Source organism: Cupriavidus sp. 207A1 (genome assembly GCF_057798955.1).
In genome coordinates this window covers 1-20,891 of sequence record NZ_JBYOJO010000013.1, presented here as the reverse complement: position 1 = coordinate 20,891, position 20,891 = coordinate 1, and the positions used below count along the sequence as shown (strand labels likewise).

General features: G+C 63.3%; 14 protein-coding genes and 1 tRNA gene. All 15 read right to left on the bottom strand.

What is annotated here, in order from left to right; translation table 11 throughout:
• Nucleotides 1-13: 13 nt before the first annotated feature.
• The 15 genes from tuf (AC3FMM_RS22450) to tuf (AC3FMM_RS22380) all read right to left on the bottom strand — a co-directional run bounded on the left by tuf (AC3FMM_RS22450) (nucleotide 14) and on the right by tuf (AC3FMM_RS22380) (nucleotide 20,889).
• The gene (gene tuf / locus AC3FMM_RS22450) at nucleotides 14-1,204 is read right to left on the bottom strand and encodes an elongation factor Tu (protein ID WP_062801974.1); all 1,191 of its coding nucleotides are present in this window, start codon (nucleotides 1,202-1,204) and stop codon (nucleotides 14-16) included.
• A gap of 82 nt (nucleotides 1,205-1,286) precedes the next feature.
• Nucleotides 1,287-3,395, bottom strand: coding sequence for an elongation factor G (fusA, locus tag AC3FMM_RS22445; RefSeq protein ID WP_115711154.1), 2,109 nt, complete (start codon nucleotides 3,393-3,395; stop codon nucleotides 1,287-1,289).
• A gap of 117 nt (nucleotides 3,396-3,512) precedes the next feature.
• On the bottom strand, nucleotides 3,513-3,983 hold the full coding sequence (rpsG, locus tag AC3FMM_RS22440; protein WP_012354147.1) for a 30S ribosomal protein S7: 471 nt from the start codon (nucleotides 3,981-3,983) through the stop codon (nucleotides 3,513-3,515).
• A gap of 223 nt (nucleotides 3,984-4,206) precedes the next feature.
• Entirely contained in the window at nucleotides 4,207-4,584 is a 378-nt protein-coding gene (gene rpsL, locus AC3FMM_RS22435) for a 30S ribosomal protein S12 (RefSeq protein WP_006576501.1), read from the bottom strand.
• A 335-nt stretch (nucleotides 4,585-4,919) separates the two neighbouring features.
• A complete protein-coding gene (gene recQ, locus AC3FMM_RS22430) occupies nucleotides 4,920-6,767 on the bottom strand; it encodes a DNA helicase RecQ (RefSeq protein ID WP_115711156.1) in 1,848 nt (615 codons plus the stop codon).
• Nucleotides 6,768-6,950: 183 nt separating this feature from the next.
• Nucleotides 6,951-11,192: a DNA-directed RNA polymerase subunit beta' gene (gene rpoC / locus AC3FMM_RS22425; RefSeq protein WP_115711158.1), complete on the bottom strand. Its 4,242-nt coding sequence runs from the start codon at nucleotides 11,190-11,192 to the stop codon at nucleotides 6,951-6,953.
• A 114-nt stretch (nucleotides 11,193-11,306) separates the two neighbouring features.
• Nucleotides 11,307-15,413: a DNA-directed RNA polymerase subunit beta gene (gene rpoB / locus AC3FMM_RS22420; protein WP_115681338.1), complete on the bottom strand. Its 4,107-nt coding sequence runs from the start codon at nucleotides 15,411-15,413 to the stop codon at nucleotides 11,307-11,309.
• Nucleotides 15,414-15,841: 428 nt separating this feature from the next.
• A complete protein-coding gene (gene rplL, locus AC3FMM_RS22415) occupies nucleotides 15,842-16,216 on the bottom strand; it encodes a 50S ribosomal protein L7/L12 (RefSeq protein WP_012354151.1) in 375 nt (124 codons plus the stop codon).
• Between the two features lie 69 nt (nucleotides 16,217-16,285).
• The gene (gene rplJ / locus AC3FMM_RS22410) at nucleotides 16,286-16,807 is read right to left on the bottom strand and encodes a 50S ribosomal protein L10 (protein ID WP_092317648.1); all 522 of its coding nucleotides are present in this window, start codon (nucleotides 16,805-16,807) and stop codon (nucleotides 16,286-16,288) included.
• A gap of 410 nt (nucleotides 16,808-17,217) precedes the next feature.
• Nucleotides 17,218-17,913 (bottom strand): 50S ribosomal protein L1, encoded by a 696-nt coding sequence (rplA, locus tag AC3FMM_RS22405; protein ID WP_115711160.1) that lies wholly within the window; start codon nucleotides 17,911-17,913, stop codon nucleotides 17,218-17,220.
• The gene (gene rplK, locus AC3FMM_RS22400) at nucleotides 17,914-18,345 is read right to left on the bottom strand and encodes a 50S ribosomal protein L11 (RefSeq protein WP_010810467.1); all 432 of its coding nucleotides are present in this window, start codon (nucleotides 18,343-18,345) and stop codon (nucleotides 17,914-17,916) included.
• A 162-nt stretch (nucleotides 18,346-18,507) separates the two neighbouring features.
• Nucleotides 18,508-19,089 carry a transcription termination/antitermination protein NusG gene (gene nusG / locus AC3FMM_RS22395; RefSeq protein ID WP_012354154.1) on the bottom strand — a complete coding sequence of 194 codons (582 nt, stop codon included), beginning with the start codon at nucleotides 19,087-19,089 and terminating at the stop codon, nucleotides 18,508-18,510.
• 10 nt (nucleotides 19,090-19,099) lie between these two features.
• Nucleotides 19,100-19,480 (bottom strand): preprotein translocase subunit SecE, encoded by a 381-nt coding sequence (gene secE, locus AC3FMM_RS22390; RefSeq protein ID WP_116313200.1) that lies wholly within the window; start codon nucleotides 19,478-19,480, stop codon nucleotides 19,100-19,102.
• A gap of 59 nt (nucleotides 19,481-19,539) precedes the next feature.
• Nucleotides 19,540-19,615: transfer RNA gene (locus AC3FMM_RS22385), tRNA-Trp, on the bottom strand.
• Nucleotides 19,616-19,698: 83 nt separating this feature from the next.
• Nucleotides 19,699-20,889, bottom strand: coding sequence for an elongation factor Tu (gene tuf / locus AC3FMM_RS22380; protein WP_062801974.1), 1,191 nt, complete (start codon nucleotides 20,887-20,889; stop codon nucleotides 19,699-19,701).
• Nucleotides 20,890-20,891: the final 2 nt, after the last annotated feature.

Here is a 20,891-nt window from a genome sequence, read left to right as displayed (position 1 = left end):
TCCCAGGAAGTGCTTAGTCGAGGATCTTTGCCACGACGCCGGCGCCGACGGTACGGCCACCTTCGCGGATGGCGAAGCGCAGGCCTTCTTCCATGGCGATCGGGGCGATCAGCTTGACGGTGATCGACACGTTGTCACCCGGCATGACCATTTCCTTGTCCTTCGGCAGCTCGATCGAGCCGGTCACGTCGGTGGTACGGAAGTAGAACTGCGGGCGATAGTTGTTGAAGAACGGGGTGTGACGGCCGCCTTCGTCCTTCGACAGGATGTACACCTCGCCGGTGAAGTGGGTGTGCGGCTTGATCGAACCCGGCTTGCACAGCACCTGGCCGCGCTCGACGTCTTCACGCTTGGTGCCGCGCAGCAGCAGACCGACGTTGTCGCCAGCCTGGCCCTGGTCCAGCAGCTTGCGGAACATTTCCACGCCGGTGCAGGTGGTCTTCACCGTCGGCTTGATACCGACGATTTCGATTTCTTCGCCGACCTTGATGATGCCGCGCTCGATACGGCCGGTCACCACGGTGCCGCGACCCGAGATCGAGAACACGTCTTCCACCGGCATCAGGAAGGTACCGTCAACGGCACGCTCCGGCGTCGGGATGTAGGTGTCCAGCGCGTCGGCCAGGCGCATGATGGCTTCTTCGCCCAGGTCGCCCTTGTCGCCTTCCAGCGCCAGCTTGGCCGAACCCTTGATGATCGGGGTGTCGTCGCCGGGGAATTCGTACTTCGACAGCAGCTCGCGAACTTCCATCTCGACCAGCTCGAGCAGTTCGGCGTCGTCCACCATGTCGCACTTGTTCAGGAACACGATGATGTACGGCACGCCAACCTGACGGGCCAGCAGGATGTGCTCGCGCGTCTGCGGCATCGGGCCGTCAGCGGCCGAGCACACCAGGATCGCGCCGTCCATCTGGGCGGCACCCGTGATCATGTTCTTCACGTAGTCGGCGTGGCCCGGGCAGTCAACGTGCGCGTAGTGGCGGTTGGCCGTCTCGTATTCGACGTGGGCGGTATTGATGGTAATACCGCGAGCCTTTTCTTCCGGCGCTGCGTCGATTTCGTCGTACTTCTTGGCCGCACCGCCGAACTTCGCTGCCAGCACCGTGGCGATCGCTGCGGTCAGCGTGGTCTTGCCATGGTCAACGTGACCAATCGTACCAACGTTCACGTGCGGCTTGGTCCGCTCGAACTTTTCCTTTGCCATTTTTTTAGCTCCTAATGGAATGCAGTCTTGTCGATTCATCACGCCGCCGCGCCCGGGTGGGTCGCGGCGGCATACAGCTTATTTACTTGCCCTTGGCCGCCATCACTGCTTCGGCGATGTTCTTCGGTGCCTCGGCGTAGTGCTTGAATTCCATGGTGTAGGTGGCGCGGCCTTGCGTGGCCGAGCGCAGCGCGGTCGAATAACCGAACATTTCCGACAGCGGGACTTCGGCCTTGATGATCTTGCCGCCGCCCACCATGTCGTCCATGCCCTGCACGATGCCGCGGCGGGACGACAGGTCGCCCATCACGGTACCGGTGTAGTCTTCCGGCGTTTCCACTTCCACGGCCATCATCGGCTCGAGCAGAACCGGGCTGGCCTTGCGCATGGCTTCCTTGAAAGCCATCGAGCCGGCCATGCGGAACGCGTTTTCGTTCGAGTCCACGTCGTGGTACGAACCGAAGGTCAGCGTGACCTTCACGTCCACCACCGGGAAGCCAGCCAGGATACCGGCCGTCAGGGTGTCGACGATACCCTTTTCGACCGCCGGGATGTATTCGCGAGGAATCACACCGCCCTTGATGGCGTCGATGAACTCGAAGCCCTTGCCCGGCTCTTGCGGTTCCAGCGTGATCACGGCGTGACCGTACTGGCCGCGGCCGCCCGACTGCTTGACGAACTTGCCTTCGACGTCCTCGGCCTTCTTGCGGATGGTTTCGCGGTAGGCCACCTGCGGCGCGCCGATGTTGGCTTCCACGCCGAATTCGCGCTTCATGCGGTCGACCAGAATTTCGAGGTGGAGCTCGCCCATGCCCGAAATAATGGTCTGGCCCGATTCTTCATCGGTGCGCACGCGGAACGACGGATCTTCAGCGGCCAGGCGGTTCAGGGCGATGCCCATCTTTTCCTGGTCAGCCTTGGTCTTCGGCTCGACAGCCTGCGAGATCACCGGCTCCGGGAACACCATGCGCTCGAGCACGATCGGTGCAGCCGGATCGCACAGCGTATCGCCCGTGGTGGCATCCTTCAGGCCCACCGCGGCGGCGATGTCGCCGGCCAGCACTTCCTTGATTTCTTCGCGCTGGTTGGCGTGCATCTGCAGAATACGGCCCAGACGCTCCTTCTTCTGCTTCACCGGGTTGTACACGGTGTCGCCCGAATTGATCTTGCCCGAATACACGCGGAAGAAGATCAGCTGGCCAACGAACGGGTCGGTCATGATCTTGAACGCCAGCGCCGAGAACTTTTCGTTGTCGTCGGCCTTGCGCTCGAGCTTCTTCTCGCTGTCGTCCTCGTCCGTGCCCGTAACCGGCGGAATGTCGACCGGCGACGGCAGGAAGTCGATCACGGCGTCGAGCATGCGCTGCACGCCCTTGTTCTTGAACGCGGTGCCGCACAGCATCGGCTGGATTTCGCAGGCGATGGTACGGTCACGCAGCGCCTTGACGATCTCGGCGCGGGTCAGCTCTTCGCCGCCCAGGTACTTTTCCATCAGCTCTTCGCTGGCTTCGGCGGCCGACTCGACCATCTTCTCGCGCCATTCGTCAGCGGTGGCTTGCAGTTCGGCCGGAATGTCCTGGTATTCGAACTTCACGCCCTGGCTGGCTTCGTCCCAAACGATCGCCTTCATTTCCAGCAGATCGACGACGCCCTGGAAGCCGTCTTCAGCGCCGATCGGCACCACGACGGGCACCGGGTTGGCCTTCAGGCGGGTCTTCAGCTGGTCGTAGACCTTGAAGAAGTTCGCGCCGGTACGGTCCATCTTGTTGACGAATGCCAGACGCGGAACCCTGTACTTGTTGGCTTGGCGCCAGACGGTTTCGGACTGCGGCTGCACGCCACCCACGGCGCAGTACACCATGCACGCGCCGTCCAGCACGCGCATGGAACGCTCCACCTCGATGGTGAAGTCCACGTGGCCCGGGGTGTCGATGATGTTGAAGCGGTGCTCGGGGTAGTTGCCGGCCATGCCCTTCCAGAAGGCGGTGGTGGCAGCGGAGGTGATGGTGATGCCACGCTCCTGTTCCTGCTCCATCCAGTCCATGGTGGCGGCGCCGTCGTGCACTTCACCGATCTTGTGGTTCACACCGGTGTAGAACAGGATGCGCTCGGTCGTGGTGGTTTTACCCGCGTCAATGTGAGCCGAAATACCGATGTTACGGTAACGCTCGATGGGAGTCTTACGAGCCACTTTAATCCTCTATTCGTCCGTGAGGCGCCGGCATCTCATGGCCCGCGCCCCTAACACAAACGGGCGAGATGTGTAAAAACACAGCCCGCCCGGCAACCAACAATGTTTTCGCTCGCTTTAGAAGCGGAAGTGCGAGAACGCCTTGTTGGCTTCGGCCATGCGGTGCACTTCGTCGCGCTTCTTCATCGCGCCACCACGGCCTTCAGCAGCTTCCAGCAGCTCACCTGCCAGGCGCAGCGCCATCGACTTCTCGCTGCGTTTTTTCGCGGCCTCACGCAGCCAGCGCATCGCCAATGCCAAACGACGCGACGGACGGACTTCGACCGGAACCTGATAGTTGGCGCCGCCCACGCGACGGCTCTTCACTTCCACCACCGGCTTCACGTTGTTGATCGCAACGGAGAACACTTCGATGGGGGCCTTGCCTGCCTTCTTTTCGATCTGGTCGAACGCGCCGTACACGATGCGTTCGGCAACCGACTTCTTGCCATCCAGCATCAGCACGTTCATGAACTTGGCAACTTCAACGTTACCGAACTTCGGATCAGGCAGAACGTCCCGCTTCGGGACTTCACGACGACGTGGCATCTTCTTTCCTTTAGATTCAGTTGAGAGCGCGGTCAGAGTTTCCCGCTCTCCGGCCACCAACTAGCTTGCATGCAAAGACAGCAAATTCGCCGGGTGACCACTTACTCGACGGCACGGTTGCCAAAAAGGCGCTCGTTGTACCGCCGCCTGGTGACAGCACCATGACTTGCGCCACAGGCTATCGTTTGTTGCTTCGGGCCTTGCTGGCCCAGGCTGCCTGAACTTAGGCTGCCTTCGGACGCTTCGCGCCGTACTTCGAACGGGCCTGCTTGCGGTCCTTCACGCCTTGCAGGTCCAGCGAACCACGGACGATGTGGTAACGCACACCCGGCAGATCCTTCACACGGCCGCCGCGGATCAGCACGACCGAGTGTTCCTGCAGGTTGTGGCCTTCACCGCCGATGTACGAAATGACTTCGAAACCGTTGGTCAGGCGCACCTTGGCGACCTTACGCAGTGCCGAGTTCGGCTTCTTCGGCGTCGTGGTGTACACACGGGTGCACACGCCACGGCGCTGGGGGCAGTTCTCAAGCGCCGGGCTCTTGCTCTTGATGACTTCCGAGACGCGCGGCTTGCGAACCAGTTGGTTGATAGTTGGCATTGTTCAATCCAGCTTGGTTTGACGAAAAACGCCCCTCGTGCCGGCATGCGCCAGGCTGGAGAGGCAACTACGGGTTTTGGGCGGGAGAGGTGAGCGGGCGCTCTGGAGACGGGACTGTGCGGTAACAGCATGCCAAAGAGCGCGAGCCGGCACCCGGATCCCGCGTCTGCCGCCACCCGTCCATGGAAACCCAGTCCGGTAGGCTTGCCGGCAGCGACCTGAGGGCCACTTATCCGACGGGCGAGCGAAATCCAAAGCCAAAAACTCGAATCTGGCATCCTAGCAGCGGATTCGTATACCGTCAAGCTGTATACCCGACTGGCAGACCCGGGCGGCTAGGCCCCGCGCAGCGTGTCGAGGATGCCCTGCCCGTAGCGCTCCAGCTTGGAGGCGCCAATCCCGGGAATGCCTTGCATCGCCGAGAGCGAACCCGGCGCGGTGCGCGCCAGTTCGGCCAGCGTGGCGTCATGGAAGATCACGTAGGCCGGTACGCCATGCTCGCGCGCGGCCTCAGTGCGCCAGCGGCGCAGCGCCTCCCAGTTGGCCAGCGTATCGGCGTCCATGTCGGCGGTATGGTCGATGCGCGTGCCGCGCGCCGCGCGCTCGCCGGACTTGCCTGGCCTGGCAGCCTGCCGGCGCAGGATGATCTGGCGCTCGCCCTTGAGCACCGCGCGGGCGTCTTCGCCCAGCAGCAGCGCGCCATGGCCGCCATGGTCGATGGTCAGCAAGCCTTGCGCGATCAGCTGGCGGAACACCGTGTGCCACTCATGCACCGAGCGGTCCTTGCCGATGCCGAAGGTCGAGACCTTGTCATGGCCCCATTGCTTGATCTTTTCCGAGGCATTGCCGCGCAGCACGTCGATCAGGTGGGTCGCACCGAAGTGGATGCGGCTTGCCTGCGCGGTGCGGTACACGCATGACAGCGCCATCTGCGCCTCGCGCGTGCCGTCCCAGGTGGCGGGCGGCTCGAGGCAGGTATCGCAGTTGCCGCAGGGCTCGCTGGCTTCGTTGAAATACGCCAGGATGCGCACGCGCCGGCAACCCGCGGTTTCGCAAAGCCCCAGCAGCGCATCGAGCTTGGCCGACGACACGCGCTTGAAGGCCTCGTCCGCTTCGGATTCGTCGATCATGCGCTTCTGCTGCACCACGTCGCCCAGGCCGTAGGCCATCCAGGCATTGGCGGGCAGCCCGTCGCGGCCGGCGCGGCCGGTTTCCTGGTAATAGCCCTCCATGCTCTTGGGCAGGTCCAGGTGGGCGACAAAGCGGACGTCGGGCTTGTCGATGCCCATGCCGAAGGCGATCGTCGCCACCATCACCAGCCCTTCCTCTTCGCGGAAACGCGCCTGGTGGTGCTGCCGCACCTGGGCATCCATGCCGGCATGGTAGGCGAGCGCGTTGATGCCCTGCCCGCTCAGCCACTGCGCGGTGTCCTCGACCTTCTTGCGCGACAGGCAATAGACGATGCCGCTGTCGTGGGTGCCATCGGCCGCGGTATGTTCCGCCTTGATAAAGGCCAGCAGCTGCTGGCGCGCATTGTCCTTCTCGACGATGCGGTAGCGGATGTTGGGCCGGTCGAAGCTGGAAATGAAGATGCGCGCATCGTGCAGCGCCAGCCGCTCGACGATCTCTTCGCGCGTCAGCGCGTCGGCGGTCGCGGTCAGCGCGATGCGCGGCACGTACGGGAAGCGCTCGTGCAGCACCGACAGCTGGATGTACTCCGGCCGGAAGTCATGGCCCCATTGCGACACGCAGTGGGCTTCGTCGATGGCGAACAGCCCGACGCGGGTGCGCTCGAGCAGGTCAAGGAAGCGCGGCGTCATCAGCCGTTCCGGCGCCACGTAGAGAATCTCGATGCGTCCGGCCAGCAGGTCGCGCTCGACCGCCGAGGCCTCGGCGCCGGTCAGCGTCGAGTTGAGCACCGCGGCGCGCACGCCGGCCTCGGTCAGCGCCGCGACCTGGTCCTGCATCAGCGCGATCAGCGGCGACACCACGATGCCGACGCCGTCGCCGGCGCGCTGGCGCAGCAGCGCCGGGATCTGGTAGCACAGCGACTTGCCGCCGCCGGTCGGCATCAGCACCAGGCAATCGCCGCCCGCGGCGACGTGGTCGATGATCTCGGCCTGGCGCCCGCGGAAGGCGTGGTAGCCGAAGACATCCTTGAGGATCGCCAGTGCTTGCGACATGGACAACGGAAATGCTGGAGCCGGAAAAGCCGTAACCTTACCACTAAGGGGGCCGGCCGCCGCGCCCGCGCGGCAAACTCTCCGATCTTTCTCACGAAAGGCCGCGCCGCGCGCGGACAAAAAAAGCCCGGCTGGATCAGCCGGGCTTTGGTCCGCCTTGCGGCGGTTATCACTGCAACGAGATCAGGCGTTGTCGCCTTCGCCCTCGGTCGCCTGCACCACCGGCGGCTCGATGAAGAGCGACTGCTCTTCTTCGGCGATCGCCTGGGCGCGTTCGCGCTCGGAGGCCTCGCGCGCCTTGCGGGCACGGTGGTAGGCCAGGCCGGTACCGGCCGGGATCAGGCGGCCGACGATCACGTTTTCCTTCAGGCCACGCAGGTCGTCGGTCTTGCCCATGATCGCGGCTTCGGTCAGCACGCGCGTGGTTTCCTGGAACGATGCCGCCGAGATGAAGCTGTCGGTCGACAGCGACGCCTTGGTAATACCCAGCAGCAGGTTCTCGTAGGTCGCCGGACGCTTGCCTTCGGCGATCACGCGGTCGTTCTCGTCGAGCAGTTCCGAACGCTCCACCTGTTCACCCGGGATGAACTTGGTGTCGCCCACGTCGACGATCTGGACCCGACGCAGCATCTGGCGAACGATCACCTCGATGTGCTTGTCGTTGATCTTCACGCCCTGCAGACGGTACACGTCCTGGACTTCGTCGACGATGTAGTGCGCCAGCTCTTCGATGCCCTTCAGGCGCAGGATGTCGTGCGGGTCCGCCGGACCTTCCACGATCATTTCGCCCTTGTTCACCACCTGGCCGTCGTGCACCAGCACCTGCTTTTCCTTCGCGATCAGGAACTCGTGGGCATTGCCGTCCAGGTCGGTGATGACCAGGCGCTGCTTGCCCTTGGTGTCCTTGCCGAACGAAGTCGTGCCGGTGACTTCCGCCAGCACGGCGGCATCCTTCGGCGAACGCGCTTCGAACAGCTCGGCCACGCGCGGCAGACCACCGGTAATGTCGCGGGTCTTCTGCGACTCGGTCGGGATACGCGCGAGCACTTCACCCACGTGCACCTGCTGGCCGTCCTTCACGGTAATCAGCGCGCCGACCTGGAAGCCGATGGTCACGGAATGGTCCGTGCCCGGGATCTTCACTTCCTGGCCGTTGGCGTCGAGCAGCTTCACCTGCGGGCGGATGCCCTTGGTTGCGGCCGTGCGGCGCTTGGCGTCGATCACCACCAGGGTCGACAGGCCCGTCACTTCGTCCATCTGCTTGGCGACGGTCACGCCTTCTTCGACGTTCTCGAACTTGATCGTACCGGTGTATTCCGACACGATCGGGCGAGTCAGCGCGTCCCACGTGGCCAGCTGCGTGCCAGCCTTGATGGCCTGGCCGTCCTGCACCAGCAGCGTGGCGCCGTACGGGATCTTGTGGCGCTCACGCTCGCGGCCGTGGTCGTCGGTGATCAGCGCCTCGCCCGAACGCGAGATGACGATCAGCTCGCCCTTCGCATTGGTGACGTAACGCATGGTCGCCGTGAAACGCACGGTACCGGTTGCCTTGGCTTCCACGCTCGATGCCACTGCCGCACGCGATGCCGCACCACCGATGTGGAACGTACGCATGGTCAGCTGCGTGCCCGGCTCACCGATCGACTGGGCGGCAATCACGCCCACCGCTTCGCCCGAGTTCACCAGCACGCCGCGGCCCAGGTCGCGGCCGTAGCACTTGGCGCACAGGCCGTAGCGCGTGTCGCACGACAGCGGGGTGCGAACCTTGACCTCGTCCACGCCGATGTTGTCGATCAGCTCGACCAGGTCTTCGTCCAGCAGCGTGCCGGATTCGATCGCGGTTTCCTGGGTTTCCGGGTTGACCACGTCAGCCACGGTCACGCGGCCGAGGATACGGTCACGCAGGGCTTCGATCACTTCACCGCCTTCGACCAGGGCCTTCATGGCCACGCCGTTGGAGGTGCCGCAATCGTCTTCCACCACGACCAGATCCTGCGTCACGTCGACCAGACGACGGGTCAGGTAACCCGAGTTCGCGGTCTTCAGTGCGGTATCGGCCAGGCCCTTACGGGCGCCGTGGGTCGAGATGAAGTACTGCAGAACGTTCAGGCCTTCACGGAAGTTCGCCGTAATCGGCGTTTCAATGATCGAGCCATCCGGCTTGGCCATCAGGCCGCGCATGCCAGCCAGCTGGCGGATCTGCGCGGCGGAACCCCGTGCGCCCGAGTCGGCCATCATGTAGATGGAGTTGAACGACTCCTGCTTCACGGTCTTGCCTTCGCGGTCGACCACGTCCTCGTGCTGGAGCTGCTCCATCATCGCCTTGCCCACCTGGTCGCCGGCGGCGCCCCAGATGTCCACGACGTTGTTGTAGCGCTCCTGGTCGGTCACCAGGCCCGACATGTACTGCTTGTCGTATTCCTTCACCTTGGCCGAGGCCTCGGCGATGATCTTTTCCTTCGCCGGCGGCACCAGCATGTCGTCGATCGCGATCGAGATACCGGCGCGGGTCGCCAGGCGGAAGCCCGACTGCAGCAGCTTGTCGGCAAAGATCACGGTCTCGCGCAGGCCGCAGCGGCGGAACGCCGTGTTGATCAGGCGCGAGATTTCCTTCTTCTTCAGCGGCTTGTTCAGCACCGAGAACGGCAGGCCCTTGGGCAGGATCTCGGACAGGATCGCGCGGCCGACCGTGGTGGCCTGCAGCGTGATCTTGGGCGCGAAACGCGCGTCGCCCTCGGCATCCTTGTCGACCAGCTCATACTCGGTGATACGCACGTTCACGCGCGAAGCCAGTTCGACTTCCTTGTTCTCGTAGGCGCGGATCACTTCGCTGATGTCGGCGAAGGTCATGCCTTCGCCCTTGCCGTTGATCTTGTCGCGGGTCGTGTAGTACAGGCCCAGCACCACGTCCTGCGACGGCACGATCGACGGGTCGCCGTTGGCCGGGAACAGCACGTTGTTGGAGGCCAGCATCAGGGTGCGGGCTTCCATCTGCGCTTCCAGCGACAGCGGCACGTGGACAGCCATCTGGTCACCGTCGAAGTCGGCGTTGAACGCCGCGCAGACGAGCGGGTGCAGCTGGATGGCCTTGCCTTCGATCAGCACCGGCTCGAACGCCTGGATACCCAGGCGGTGCAGCGTCGGCGCACGGTTCAGCATCACCGGGTGCTCGCGGATCACCTCTTCGAGGATGTCCCACACCACCGGGGTCTGGCTTTCGACTTCCTTCTTCGCCGCCTTGATGGTGGTGGCGATGCCCATCGTTTCCAGCTTGTGGAAGATGAACGGCTTGAACAGCTCGAGCGCCATCAGCTTGGGCAGGCCGCACTGGTGCAGCTTGAGCGTCGGGCCCACCACGATGACCGAACGGCCCGAGTAGTCGACGCGCTTGCCCAGCAGGTTCTGACGGAAACGGCCGCCCTTGCCCTTGATCATTTCGGCCAGCGACTTCAGCGGACGCTTGTTGGCGCCGGTCATCGCCTTGCCGCGACGGCCGTTGTCCAGCAGCGAGTCAACCGCTTCCTGCAGCATGCGCTTTTCGTTGCGCACGATGATCTCAGGGGCCTTCAGCTCCAGCAGGCGCTTGAGGCGGTTGTTACGGTTGATGACGCGGCGATACAGGTCGTTCAGGTCCGAGGTCGCGAAGCGACCGCCGTCCAGCGGCACCAGCGGGCGCAGCTCGGGCGGCAGCACCGGCAGCACTTCGAGGATCATCCACTCGGGCTTGATGCCCGAACGCTGGAAGGCCTCGAGCACCTTCAGGCGCTTGGCGAACTTCTTGATCTTGGCTTCGGAGCCGGTGGCCTGCAGTTCGGCGCGGATCTGTTCGATCTGCTTCTCGATGTCGATGCCGCGCAGCAGTTCACGGATGCCCTCGGCACCCATCATGGCGACGAATTCGCCCTCGCCGTACTCGTCGCACTTCGCCAGGTAGTCGTCTTCGGACATGATCTGGCTCTTCTTGAGCGGGGTCATGCCGGGTTCGATCACCACGAACGCTTCGAAGTACAGCACGCGCTCGATGTCGCGCAGCGTCATGTCCAGGACCATGCCCAGGCGCGACGGCAGCGACTTCAGGAACCAGATGTGCGCGGTCGGCGCGGCCAGTTCGATATGGCCCATGCGCTCGCGGCGCACCTTGGCCAGCGTCACTTCAACGCCGCACTTCTCGCAGATCACGCCGCGGTGCTTCAGGCGCTTGTACTTGCCGCACAGGCACTCGTAGTCCTTGATCGGGCCAAAGATCTTGGCGCAGAACAGGCCGTCGCGTTCCGGCTTGAACGTACGGTAGTTGATCGTTTCCGGCTTCTTCACTTCGCCGTACGACCACGAACGGATCTTCTCGGGCGAGGCCAGGCCGATCTTGATCGCGTCGAACTGCTCTTCCTGCTGTACCTGCTTAAAGAGATCGAGCAATGCTTTCATTGCAACTCCTTGTTTCGCCACCGTCCCGGAGTCTGTCCGGGTCGATGGCATTCATCCTGTGGGAAATCCTTCGCTGGTGGGTGCCCGCCGTGGCCAGCACCCGCATCGTCTCGATCAGTAGCGATCGAGGTCGATGTCGATACCCAGCGAGCGGATTTCCTTCACCAGCACGTTGAACGATTCCGGCATGCCGGCGTCGATCGAGTGCTCGCCCTTGACGATGTTCTCGTACACCTTGGTACGGCCGTTCACGTCATCGGACTTGACCGTCAGCATTTCCTGCAGCACGTACGACGCGCCGTAGGCTTCCAGTGCCCACACTTCCATCTCACCGAAACGCTGGCCACCGAACTGGGCCTTGCCGCCCAGCGGCTGCTGCGTCACCAGCGAGTACGGGCCGGTGGAACGTGCGTGCATCTTGTCGTCGACCAGGTGGTGCAGCTTCAGCATGTGCATCACACCCAGCGTGACCGGACGCTCGAACGCTTCGCCGGTGCGGCCGTCGTGCAGCGTGACCTGCTGCTTGGAAGCCGTCAGGCCCTTCTCGGCGGCAATCTCGTCCGGGTAGGCCAGGTCGAGCATGCGCTTGATTTCCTTCTCGTGCGCACCATCGAACACCGGGGTCGCGAACGGCACGCCCTTCTTCAGGTTGTGCGCCAGCTCCAGCACTTCGGCATCGCTCAGGCTGTCCAGGTCTTCCGGCTTGCCGCTCTCGTTGTAGATCTGCGAGAGCAGCGTGCGCAGTTCCTGCGCCTTGGCCGAAGCCTTGAGCATGTCGCCGATGCGCTGGCCCAGGCCGCGCGCGGCCCAGCCCAGGTGGGTTTCCAGGATCTGGCCCACGTTCATCCGCGACGGCACGCCCAGCGGGTTCAGCACGATGTCGGCCGGGGTACCGTCCGCCATGTACGGCATGTCTTCGATCGGCACGATCTTCGACACCACACCCTTGTTACCGTGACGGCCGGCCATCTTGTCGCCAGGCTGCAGGCGGCGCTTGACGGCCAGGTAGACCTTGACCATCTTGATCACGCCCGGCGGCAGTTCGTCGCCTTGCGTCAGCTTCTTGCGCTTCTCTTCGAAGGCCAGGTCGAACTCGTGGCGCTTCTGCTCGATGGCTTCCTTGACGGCTTCCAGCTGGGCGGCCAGTTCCTCGTCGGCCGGACGGATGTCGAACCAGTGGTACTTGTCGATGTCCGCCAGGTACTCCTTGGTGATCTTGGCACCCTTGGCCAGCTTCTTCGGACCGCCGTTGACGGTCTTGTCGACCAGCAGACGCTCCAGACGCTGGAACGCGTCGCCTTCCACGATACGCAGCTGGTCGTTCAGGTCCAGGCGGTAGCGCTTCAGTTCGTCGTCGATGATCGACTGGGCACGCTTGTCGCGCGTCACGCCTTCGCGGGTGAAGACCTGGACGTCGATCACGATGCCGCTCATGCCCGACGGCACGCGCAGCGAGGTGTCCTTCACGTCCGACGCCTTCTCGCCGAAGATCGCGCGCAGCAGCTTCTCTTCCGGCGTCAGCTGGGTCTCGCCCTTCGGCGTGACCTTGCCCACCAGCACGTCGCCGGCTTCAACCTCGGCACCGATGTAGGTGATGCCCGACTCGTCCAGGCGAGCCAGTTGGGCTTCGGCCAGGTTCGAGATATCGCGCGTGATTTCTTCCGGTCCCAGCTTGGTGTCGCGGGCGACGACCGACAGTTCCTCGATGTGGATCGAGGTATAGCGGTCTTCGGCCACCACACGCTCCGAGATCAGGATCGAATCCTCGAAGTTGTAGCCGTTCCACGGCATGAACGCCACCAGCATGTTCTGGCCCAGCGCCAGCTCGCCCAGGTCGGTCGAGGCGCCGTCGGCAATCACGTCGCCGCGGGCAACGTGGTCGCCAACCTTCACCATCGGACGCTGGTTGATGTTGGTGTTCTGGTTCGAGCGCGTGTACTTGATCAGGTTGTAGATGTCCACGCCGACTTCACCGGCGACGGCTTCGTCGTCGTTCACGCGGATCACGATACGCATCGCGTCGACGTAGTCGACCACGCCGCCACGCATCGCCTGCACGGCCGTACCCGAGTCGACCGCAACGGTGCGCTCGATGCCGGTGCCGACCAGCGGCTTGTCCGGACGCAGGCAAGGCACGGCCTGACGCTGCATGTTCGCGCCCATCAGTGCACGGTTCGCGTCATCGTGTTCCAGGAACGGCACCAGCGAGGCAGCGGCCGACACGATCTGCGACGGCGCCACGTCGATGTACTGCACGCGGTCCGGCGTCACCATACGGGTTTCACGCTCGGAGCCTTCGCGCGCCGACACCAGTTCGTCGGTCAGGTTGCCGTCGGCATCGACGGTCGCGTTGGCCTGCGCCACCACGTACTTGCCTTCCTCGATCGCCGACAGGTAGTCGACCTCGTCGGTCAGCTTGCTGTCGACCACCTTGCGGTACGGCGTTTCCAGGAAGCCGTATTCGTTCAGGCGGGCATACAGTGCCAGCGAGTTGATCAGACCAATGTTCGGACCTTCCGGCGTTTCGATCGGGCACACGCGGCCGTAGTGGGTCGGGTGCACGTCGCGGACTTCAAAGCCGGCGCGCTCGCGGGTCAGGCCGCCCGGGCCCAGTGCGGAGACACGGCGCTTGTGCGTGATCTCGGACAGCGGGTTGGTCTGGTCCATGAACTGCGACAGCTGCGACGAACCGAAGAACTCGCGGATCGCCGACGAGATCGGCTTGGAGTTGATCAGGTCGTGCGGCATCAGGTTCTCGGTCTCGGCCTGGCCCAGACGTTCCTTGACGGCACGCTCCACGCGCGACAGGCCGGCGCGGAACTGGTTTTCGGCCAGTTCGCCGACGCAACGCACGCGACGGTTGCCCAGGTGGTCGATGTCATCGACCTCGCCCTTGCCGTTGCGCAGGTTGACCAGGATCTTGATGGTCTCGAGGATGTCCTCGTCCTGCAGCACCATGGCGCCTTCGCCGCTGGGGCGGCCCAGGCGGCTGTTCACCTTCATGCGGCCAACGCGCGACAGGTCGTACGACTCTTCGCTGTAGAACAGGCGCTGGAACAGCGCTTCCACGGCTTCCTCGGTCGGCGGCTCGCCCGGGCGCATCATGCGGTAGATCGCGATACGCGCGGCGGTCTGGTCGACGGTCTCGTCCACGCGCAGGGTCTGCGACATGTACGGGCCCTGGTCCAGGTCGTTGGTGTACAAGGTCTGGATCTGCTTGACGCCGGCTTCGCGCAGGTTTTCCAGCAGCGCTTCGGTCAGCTCGTCGTTGGCGTTGGCGATCACCTCGCCGGTATCCGGGTCGATGATGTTCTTGGCCAGCACGCGGCCCAGCAGATAGTCTTCCGGCACGCTGATCAGCTTGGTGCCGGCCGAGTCCAGGTCGCGGATGTGCTTGGCGTTGATCCGCTTGTCCTTCTCGACCACCACGCGGCCGTTCTTGTCGGCGATGTCGAAGCGCGCGACTTCACCGCGCAGGCGCTCGGGCACGAACTCCAGCTGCGCGCCTTCCGACTGCAGCGTGAAATTGTCGAACACGAAGAAGTGCGCCAGGATCTGTTCCGGGGTCAGGCCGATCGACTTCAGCAGGATCGTCACCGGCATCTTGCGGCGGCGGTCGACGCGGAAGTACAGGATGTCCTTCGGATCGAATTCGAAGTCCAGCCAGGAGCCGCGGTAGGGGATGATGCGTGCCGAGAACAGCAGCTTGCCCGAGCTGTGGGTCTTGCCCTTGTCGTGCTCGAAGAACACGCCCGGCGAGCGGTGCAGCTGCGAGACGATGACACGCTCGGTGCCGTTGATGACGAACGAACCCGTGGAAGTCATGAGCGGAATCTCGCCCATGTAGACTTCCTGCTCCTTCACTTCCTTGACCTTGCCCGGGTTCTCGCGATCGTTGATGATCAGGCGAACCTTGGCGCGCAGCGCCGAGTGGAACGTCAGGCCACGCTGCTGGCATTCCTTGACGTCAAACGGCGGGTTGGACAGGTGATACGAGACGAACTCCATACGGGCAAGCCCGTTATGCGAGGAGATCGGGAAAATCGCGTTGAAAGCGGCCTGCAGGCCTTCGGTCTTGCGACGTGCGGGTGGCGTATCCGCTTGCAAGAACTGGGTGTAGGATTCAATCTGGGTGGCAAGCAGGAATGGAACCTGATGTACCGTCGCGCGCTTCGCAAAGCTTTTGCGAATGCGCTTCTTTTCGGTGAAGCTGTACGCCATGGGATCTCCGAATCATCGCAGGGCTGGCTGGACCTGGCCGGACCTGAGGTGTTCAGCGACTGGGAGGGGATTTGGCGGTTGGCCGCTACCAACCTCTGGCTGACGGTGTCCGCACGCTGCGGGCGGTGTGGTCGTCGCTTCAGCGCAACGCCTGTACTCGCCCGGGGGACACCCGACCAAACTTGTCTTCTGCAGTCGGTTCAGAAGACAAACATCAGCAGCAACCACTTAGTGTGCCACTGATGTTTGGCCTCTGCTGAATCGCAGGCAAATGCACCGTCGCCGCGAGTCGCAAAAATCACATTTACCGCGTTAGCGCTGTGCCGAGTGTTGACTAAAACACAAACGCACAAGCGCAAAAAGGCTGGCGCCGGGAATTTCCCTTTGCCAGCCCTGTTCGCGTGCCGCAGGGGCACGCGAGTACAGCATTACTTGACGTCGACCTTGGCGCCGGCGTCTTCCAGCTTCTTCTTGGCTTCGGCAGCAGCAGCCTTGTCCACGCCTTCCTTGACGGGCTTCGGTGCGCCATCGACCAGGTCCTTGGCTTCCTTCAGGCCCAGGCCGGTGATTTCGCGAACAGCCTTAATCACGCCAACCTTGTTGGCGCCGACTTCGGCCAGGATCACGTTGAATTCGGTCTGCTCTTCGGCAGCAGCAGCACCGGCAGCGCCCGGAGCAGCAGCCACGGCCATGGCAGCGGCCGACACGCCAAACTTCTCTTCGAACGCCTTGACCAGGTCGTTCAGTTCCATCACGGACATCGCGCCAACGGCTTCCAGGATGTCGTCTTTGGTGATTGCCATTTGAAATACTCCTACTAGATTTGATTCGGTATCGGTAATGCGATCTTGCGATGCGCGGCCTGGATTGCCTTAGGCGCCGGCAGCTTCCGCTTCCGCGGGAGCGCCTTCTGCCTTCTTGGCGGCCAGAGCAGCCAGCAGACGGGCGAAGCCCGACACCGGTGCCTGCATCACGCCCAGCAGCTGAGCAATCAGTTCGTCGCGGCTCGGGATCGAGGCCAGCGCCTTCACGGCGGCAGCGTCGAGAACCTTGCCGTCATACGACCCGGCGCGCAGGACCAGCTTGTCGTTGGTCTTGGCGAAGTCGTTCAGAACCTTGGCCGAGGCCACTGCATCTTCGGAAATACCGTAGATCAGCGGACCGGTCATCTGCTCTGCGAGGCCTGCAAACGGCGTACCTTCGACGGCACGGCGGGCCAGCGTGTTCTTCAGAACGCGCAGGTACACGCCTTGCTGGCGAGCGGCAGCACGCAGCTTGGTCAGATCGCCAACCGCAATGCCGCGATATTCGGCAACGACGATGGTCTGGGCCTTGGCGACTTGCGCCGAGACCTCAGCAACGACGGCCTTCTTATCTTCAATATTGAGTGGCACGGTTAAGCTCCAAAATGACGCTGGGTCTCCGGCAATACCGGAGCCTTCACGTCAGCACAAACGAACGGCGTCCGATTGGCCCGAATCATCCGGGTCGAGGCCCGGCTTCATCAATCCCTTCGGGTGCGCCATCTGCGCTGGCTGGCTGAAACGTCTGGCTCAGGCGTAAAGCCTTCGCTCGCGCTCCAACCGATTAAGCCCTTTCCGCCCTGTTGCCGCGGACAAAGGACACCAGCGGTCTTTGATAACCAGCGATGCCGGCCGATGCTTGCGCATCGAGCACGGCACCACTGCCCAAAGCCTTGCTCCCTTCCTTGCGGTCCGGAGACGACCCTCGCCACTGGCCAGGGTCTTCAATTCTTGCTTGCCGACCGGTGTTATCGGGTTCCGGTCAGCAATGTGCCGTCAGCTCAGGCTGCCAGCGTAGCCTGGTCCACACGCACGCCCACGCCCATGGTCGAAGAGACCGCGACCTTGCGCAGGTAGACGCCCTTGCTGGTGGCCGGCTTGGCCTTGACCAGCGCGTCCAGCAGCGCCGCCAGGTTGCTCTTCAGCGCGGCGTCTTCGAACGAACGGCGGCCGATGGTGGCGTGGATGATACCGGCCTTGTCGACACGGAACTGGACCTGACCGGCCTTGGCGTTCTTCACGGCCTGGGCCACATCGGGGGTCACGGTACCGACCTTCGGGTTCGGCATCAGGCCGCGCGGGCCCAGGATCTGGCCCAGCGTACCGACGACACGCATCGTGTCCGGCGAAGCGATCACGACGTCGAAGTTCAGGTTGCCGGCCTTGACTTGCTCGGCCAGGTCTTCCATGCCGACGATGTCAGCACCGGCGGCCTTGGCGGCCTCGGCCTTGTCGCCCTGGGCGAACACGGCCACGCGCACCGACTTGCCGGTACCGGCGGGCAGCACCACGGAACCACGCACCACCTGGTCCGACTTCTTGGCGTCGATGCCCAGCTGCACGGCCACGTCGATCGACTCGTCGAACTTCGCCGAGGCGCAGCCCTTCACCAGGCCCAGGGCCTCGTCGATCGGGTAGAACTTGGTACGCTCGATCTTCGCCTTGTTGGCGGCGACGCGCTTGGAAACCTTAGCCATTTACAGACCCTCCACGGTGATGCCCATCGAACGAGCCGAACCGGCGATGGTACGCACGGCGGCGTCCAGGTCGGCGGCGGTCAGGTCAGCGTTCTTGGCCTTGGCGATTTCTTCAGCCTGGGCGCGGGTGATCTTGCCAACCTTGTCGGTGTGGGGCTTCGGCGAACCCTTGGTGATGCCGGCTGCCTTCTTGATCAGCACGGTCGCCGGCGGCGACTTCATCACGAAGGTGAAGCTCTTGTCGGCGAAGGCGGTAATCACCACCGGCACCGGCAGACCGGGTTCCATACCCTGGGTCTGGGCGTTGAACGCCTTGCAGAACTCCATGATGTTCAGACCACGCTGACCCAGTGCGGGACCAACGGGCGGGGAGGGATTTGCCTTACCAGCCGGAATCTGCAGCTTGATAAAGCCAATGATCTTCTTGGCCATCTCTACTCCAATCCGGATCGCTCCACGCAGGGGTTGCGATCCTGTTGAGTCGTAACGCGCTGTCGCCGCACCGGTGGCACGGCCTCACGCTCCTCTTTGGCAGTGCCCTGGGGCACCGCCGCTGCCCGTTGCCGCCCTTTCGGCCGACAACCGGCAAATTCCTTAAACCTTCTCGACCTGGCCGAACTCGAGCTCGACCGGCGTTGCACGTCCGAAGATGGTGACCGAGACGCGCAGGCGCGACTTCTCGTAGTTCACTTCTTCCACGTTGCCGTTGAAGTCGGTGAACGGGCCGTCCTTGACGCGCACCATTTCGCCCACTTCAAACAGCGTCTTGGGACGCGGCTTCTCGACCCCTTCCTGCATCTGGGTCATGATCTTGTCGACTTCGCGCTGCGAAATCGGGCTCGGGCGATTGCGGGCGCCGCCCACGAAACCGGTAACCTTGCTGGTGTTCTTCACCAGGTGCCAGGTCTCGTCGGTCATTTCCATTTCCACCAGCACGTAGCCGGGGAAGAAACGACGCTCGGTGACCGACTTGTGGCCACCCTTGATTTCCACCACTTCTTCGGACGGCACCAGGATGCGGCCGAACTTGTCCTGCATCTCGGCGCGCTCGATGCGCTCCTGCAGCGCGCGTTGCACGCTCTTCTCCATGCCGGAGTAGGCATGCACCACATACCAGCGCTTCTTCGACGAAGGCGATTCCGGCGCGGCGGTTTCCTGCTGGGCGTTATCCGTCATGTGCTACCTCTTATTTCCAGCCCAGTACGAGTGAAAACACGATCCACTCGATGAGCTTGTCCGCCGACCACAGGAACAGTGCCATGATGACGACAAAAACGAAGACCAGCCCCGTCATCTGCCCGGATTCCTTGCGCGTCGGCCAGACGACCTTGCGAACTTCCCGATACGATTCCTTGGCGAACCCGATAAAGTCCTTGCCCGGTGCCGACACCAGCGCAACCACGATACCCAGTGCAATACCACCGAACAGTGCGGCGCCACGTACATAAGACGGTTGCTGTGCCAGTGCATAGAAACCGATGACGCCCGCAACCACCAGCAGCACCGCGACGCCAAGCATCCACTTGCCGCTGCTGGCGTTCACGGTTTCAACATTGGGATTGGCCATGTTTCGCAAACGAGACTAAGCCGCGTCACGATTGCTCCTCGCGACGCGGCTGATTGATTTGGCAGGGGCAGAGGGAATCGAACCCCCAACCTTCGGTTTTGGAGACCGACGCTCTGCCAGTTGAGCTATACCCCTAAAACAACTTCGGGGTCGACGCTTGCGCCAACCCCTCTGGCAACGAATGCGGCCGGTTGGTGCCGCATTCGCTATCGAACAGCTTAGTCGAGGATCTTTGCCACGACGCCGGCGCCGACGGTACGGCCACCTTCGCGGATGGCGAAGCGCAGGCCTTCTTCCATGGCGATCGGGGCGATCAGCTTGACGGTGATCGACACGTTGTCACCCGGCATGACCATTTCCTTGTCCTTCGGCAGCTCGATCGAGCCGGTCACGTCGGTGGTACGGAAGTAGAACTGCGGGCGATAGTTGTTGAAGAACGGGGTGTGACGGCCGCCTTCGTCCTTCGACAGGATGTACACCTCGCCGGTGAAGTGGGTGTGCGGCTTGATCGAACCCGGCTTGCACAGCACCTGGCCGCGCTCGACGTCTTCACGCTTGGTGCCGCGCAGCAGCAGACCGACGTTGTCGCCAGCCTGGCCCTGGTCCAGCAGCTTGCGGAACATTTCCACGCCGGTGCAGGTGGTCTTCACCGTCGGCTTGATACCGACGATTTCGATTTCTTCGCCGACCTTGATGATGCCGCGCTCGATACGGCCGGTCACCACGGTGCCGCGACCCGAGATCGAGAACACGTCTTCCACCGGCATCAGGAAGGTACCGTCAACGGCACGCTCCGGCGTCGGGATGTAGGTGTCCAGCGCGTCGGCCAGGCGCATGATGGCTTCTTCGCCCAGGTCGCCCTTGTCGCCTTCCAGCGCCAGCTTGGCCGAACCCTTGATGATCGGGGTGTCGTCGCCGGGGAATTCGTACTTCGACAGCAGCTCGCGAACTTCCATCTCGACCAGCTCGAGCAGTTCGGCGTCGTCCACCATGTCGCACTTGTTCAGGAACACGATGATGTACGGCACGCCAACCTGACGGGCCAGCAGGATGTGCTCGCGCGTCTGCGGCATCGGGCCGTCAGCGGCCGAGCACACCAGGATCGCGCCGTCCATCTGGGCGGCACCCGTGATCATGTTCTTCACGTAGTCGGCGTGGCCCGGGCAGTCAACGTGCGCGTAGTGGCGGTTGGCCGTCTCGTATTCGACGTGGGCGGTATTGATGGTAATACCGCGAGCCTTTTCTTCCGGCGCTGCGTCGATTTCGTCGTACTTCTTGGCCGCACCGCCGAACTTCGCTGCCAGCACCGTGGCGATCGCTGCGGTCAGCGTGGTCTTGCCATGGTCAACGTGACCAATCGTACCAACGTTCACGTGCGGCTTGGTCCGCTCGAACTTTTCCTTTGCCATTT

Coding starts and splice junctions, on each gene's coding strand:
- recQ (WP_115711156.1), bottom strand. CDS start 6,767: ATGTCGCAAGCACTGGCGATCCTCAAGGATGTCTTCGGCTACCACGCC.
- tuf (WP_062801974.1), bottom strand. CDS start 20,889: ATGGCAAAGGAAAAGTTCGAGCGGACCAAGCCGCACGTGAACGTTGGT.
- nusG (WP_012354154.1), bottom strand. CDS start 19,089: ATGACGGATAACGCCCAGCAGGAAACCGCCGCGCCGGAATCGCCTTCG.
- rplK (WP_010810467.1), bottom strand. CDS start 18,345: ATGGCCAAGAAGATCATTGGCTTTATCAAGCTGCAGATTCCGGCTGGT.
- rpoC (WP_115711158.1), bottom strand. CDS start 11,192: ATGAAAGCATTGCTCGATCTCTTTAAGCAGGTACAGCAGGAAGAGCAG.
- secE (WP_116313200.1), bottom strand. CDS start 19,480: ATGGCCAATCCCAATGTTGAAACCGTGAACGCCAGCAGCGGCAAGTGG.
- rplL (WP_012354151.1), bottom strand. CDS start 16,216: ATGGCAATCACCAAAGACGACATCCTGGAAGCCGTTGGCGCGATGTCC.
- tuf (WP_062801974.1), bottom strand. CDS start 1,204: ATGGCAAAGGAAAAGTTCGAGCGGACCAAGCCGCACGTGAACGTTGGT.
- rpsG (WP_012354147.1), bottom strand. CDS start 3,983: ATGCCACGTCGTCGTGAAGTCCCGAAGCGGGACGTTCTGCCTGATCCG.
- rplA (WP_115711160.1), bottom strand. CDS start 17,913: ATGGCTAAGGTTTCCAAGCGCGTCGCCGCCAACAAGGCGAAGATCGAG.
- rpoB (WP_115681338.1), bottom strand. CDS start 15,413: ATGGCGTACAGCTTCACCGAAAAGAAGCGCATTCGCAAAAGCTTTGCG.
- rpsL (WP_006576501.1), bottom strand. CDS start 4,584: ATGCCAACTATCAACCAACTGGTTCGCAAGCCGCGCGTCTCGGAAGTC.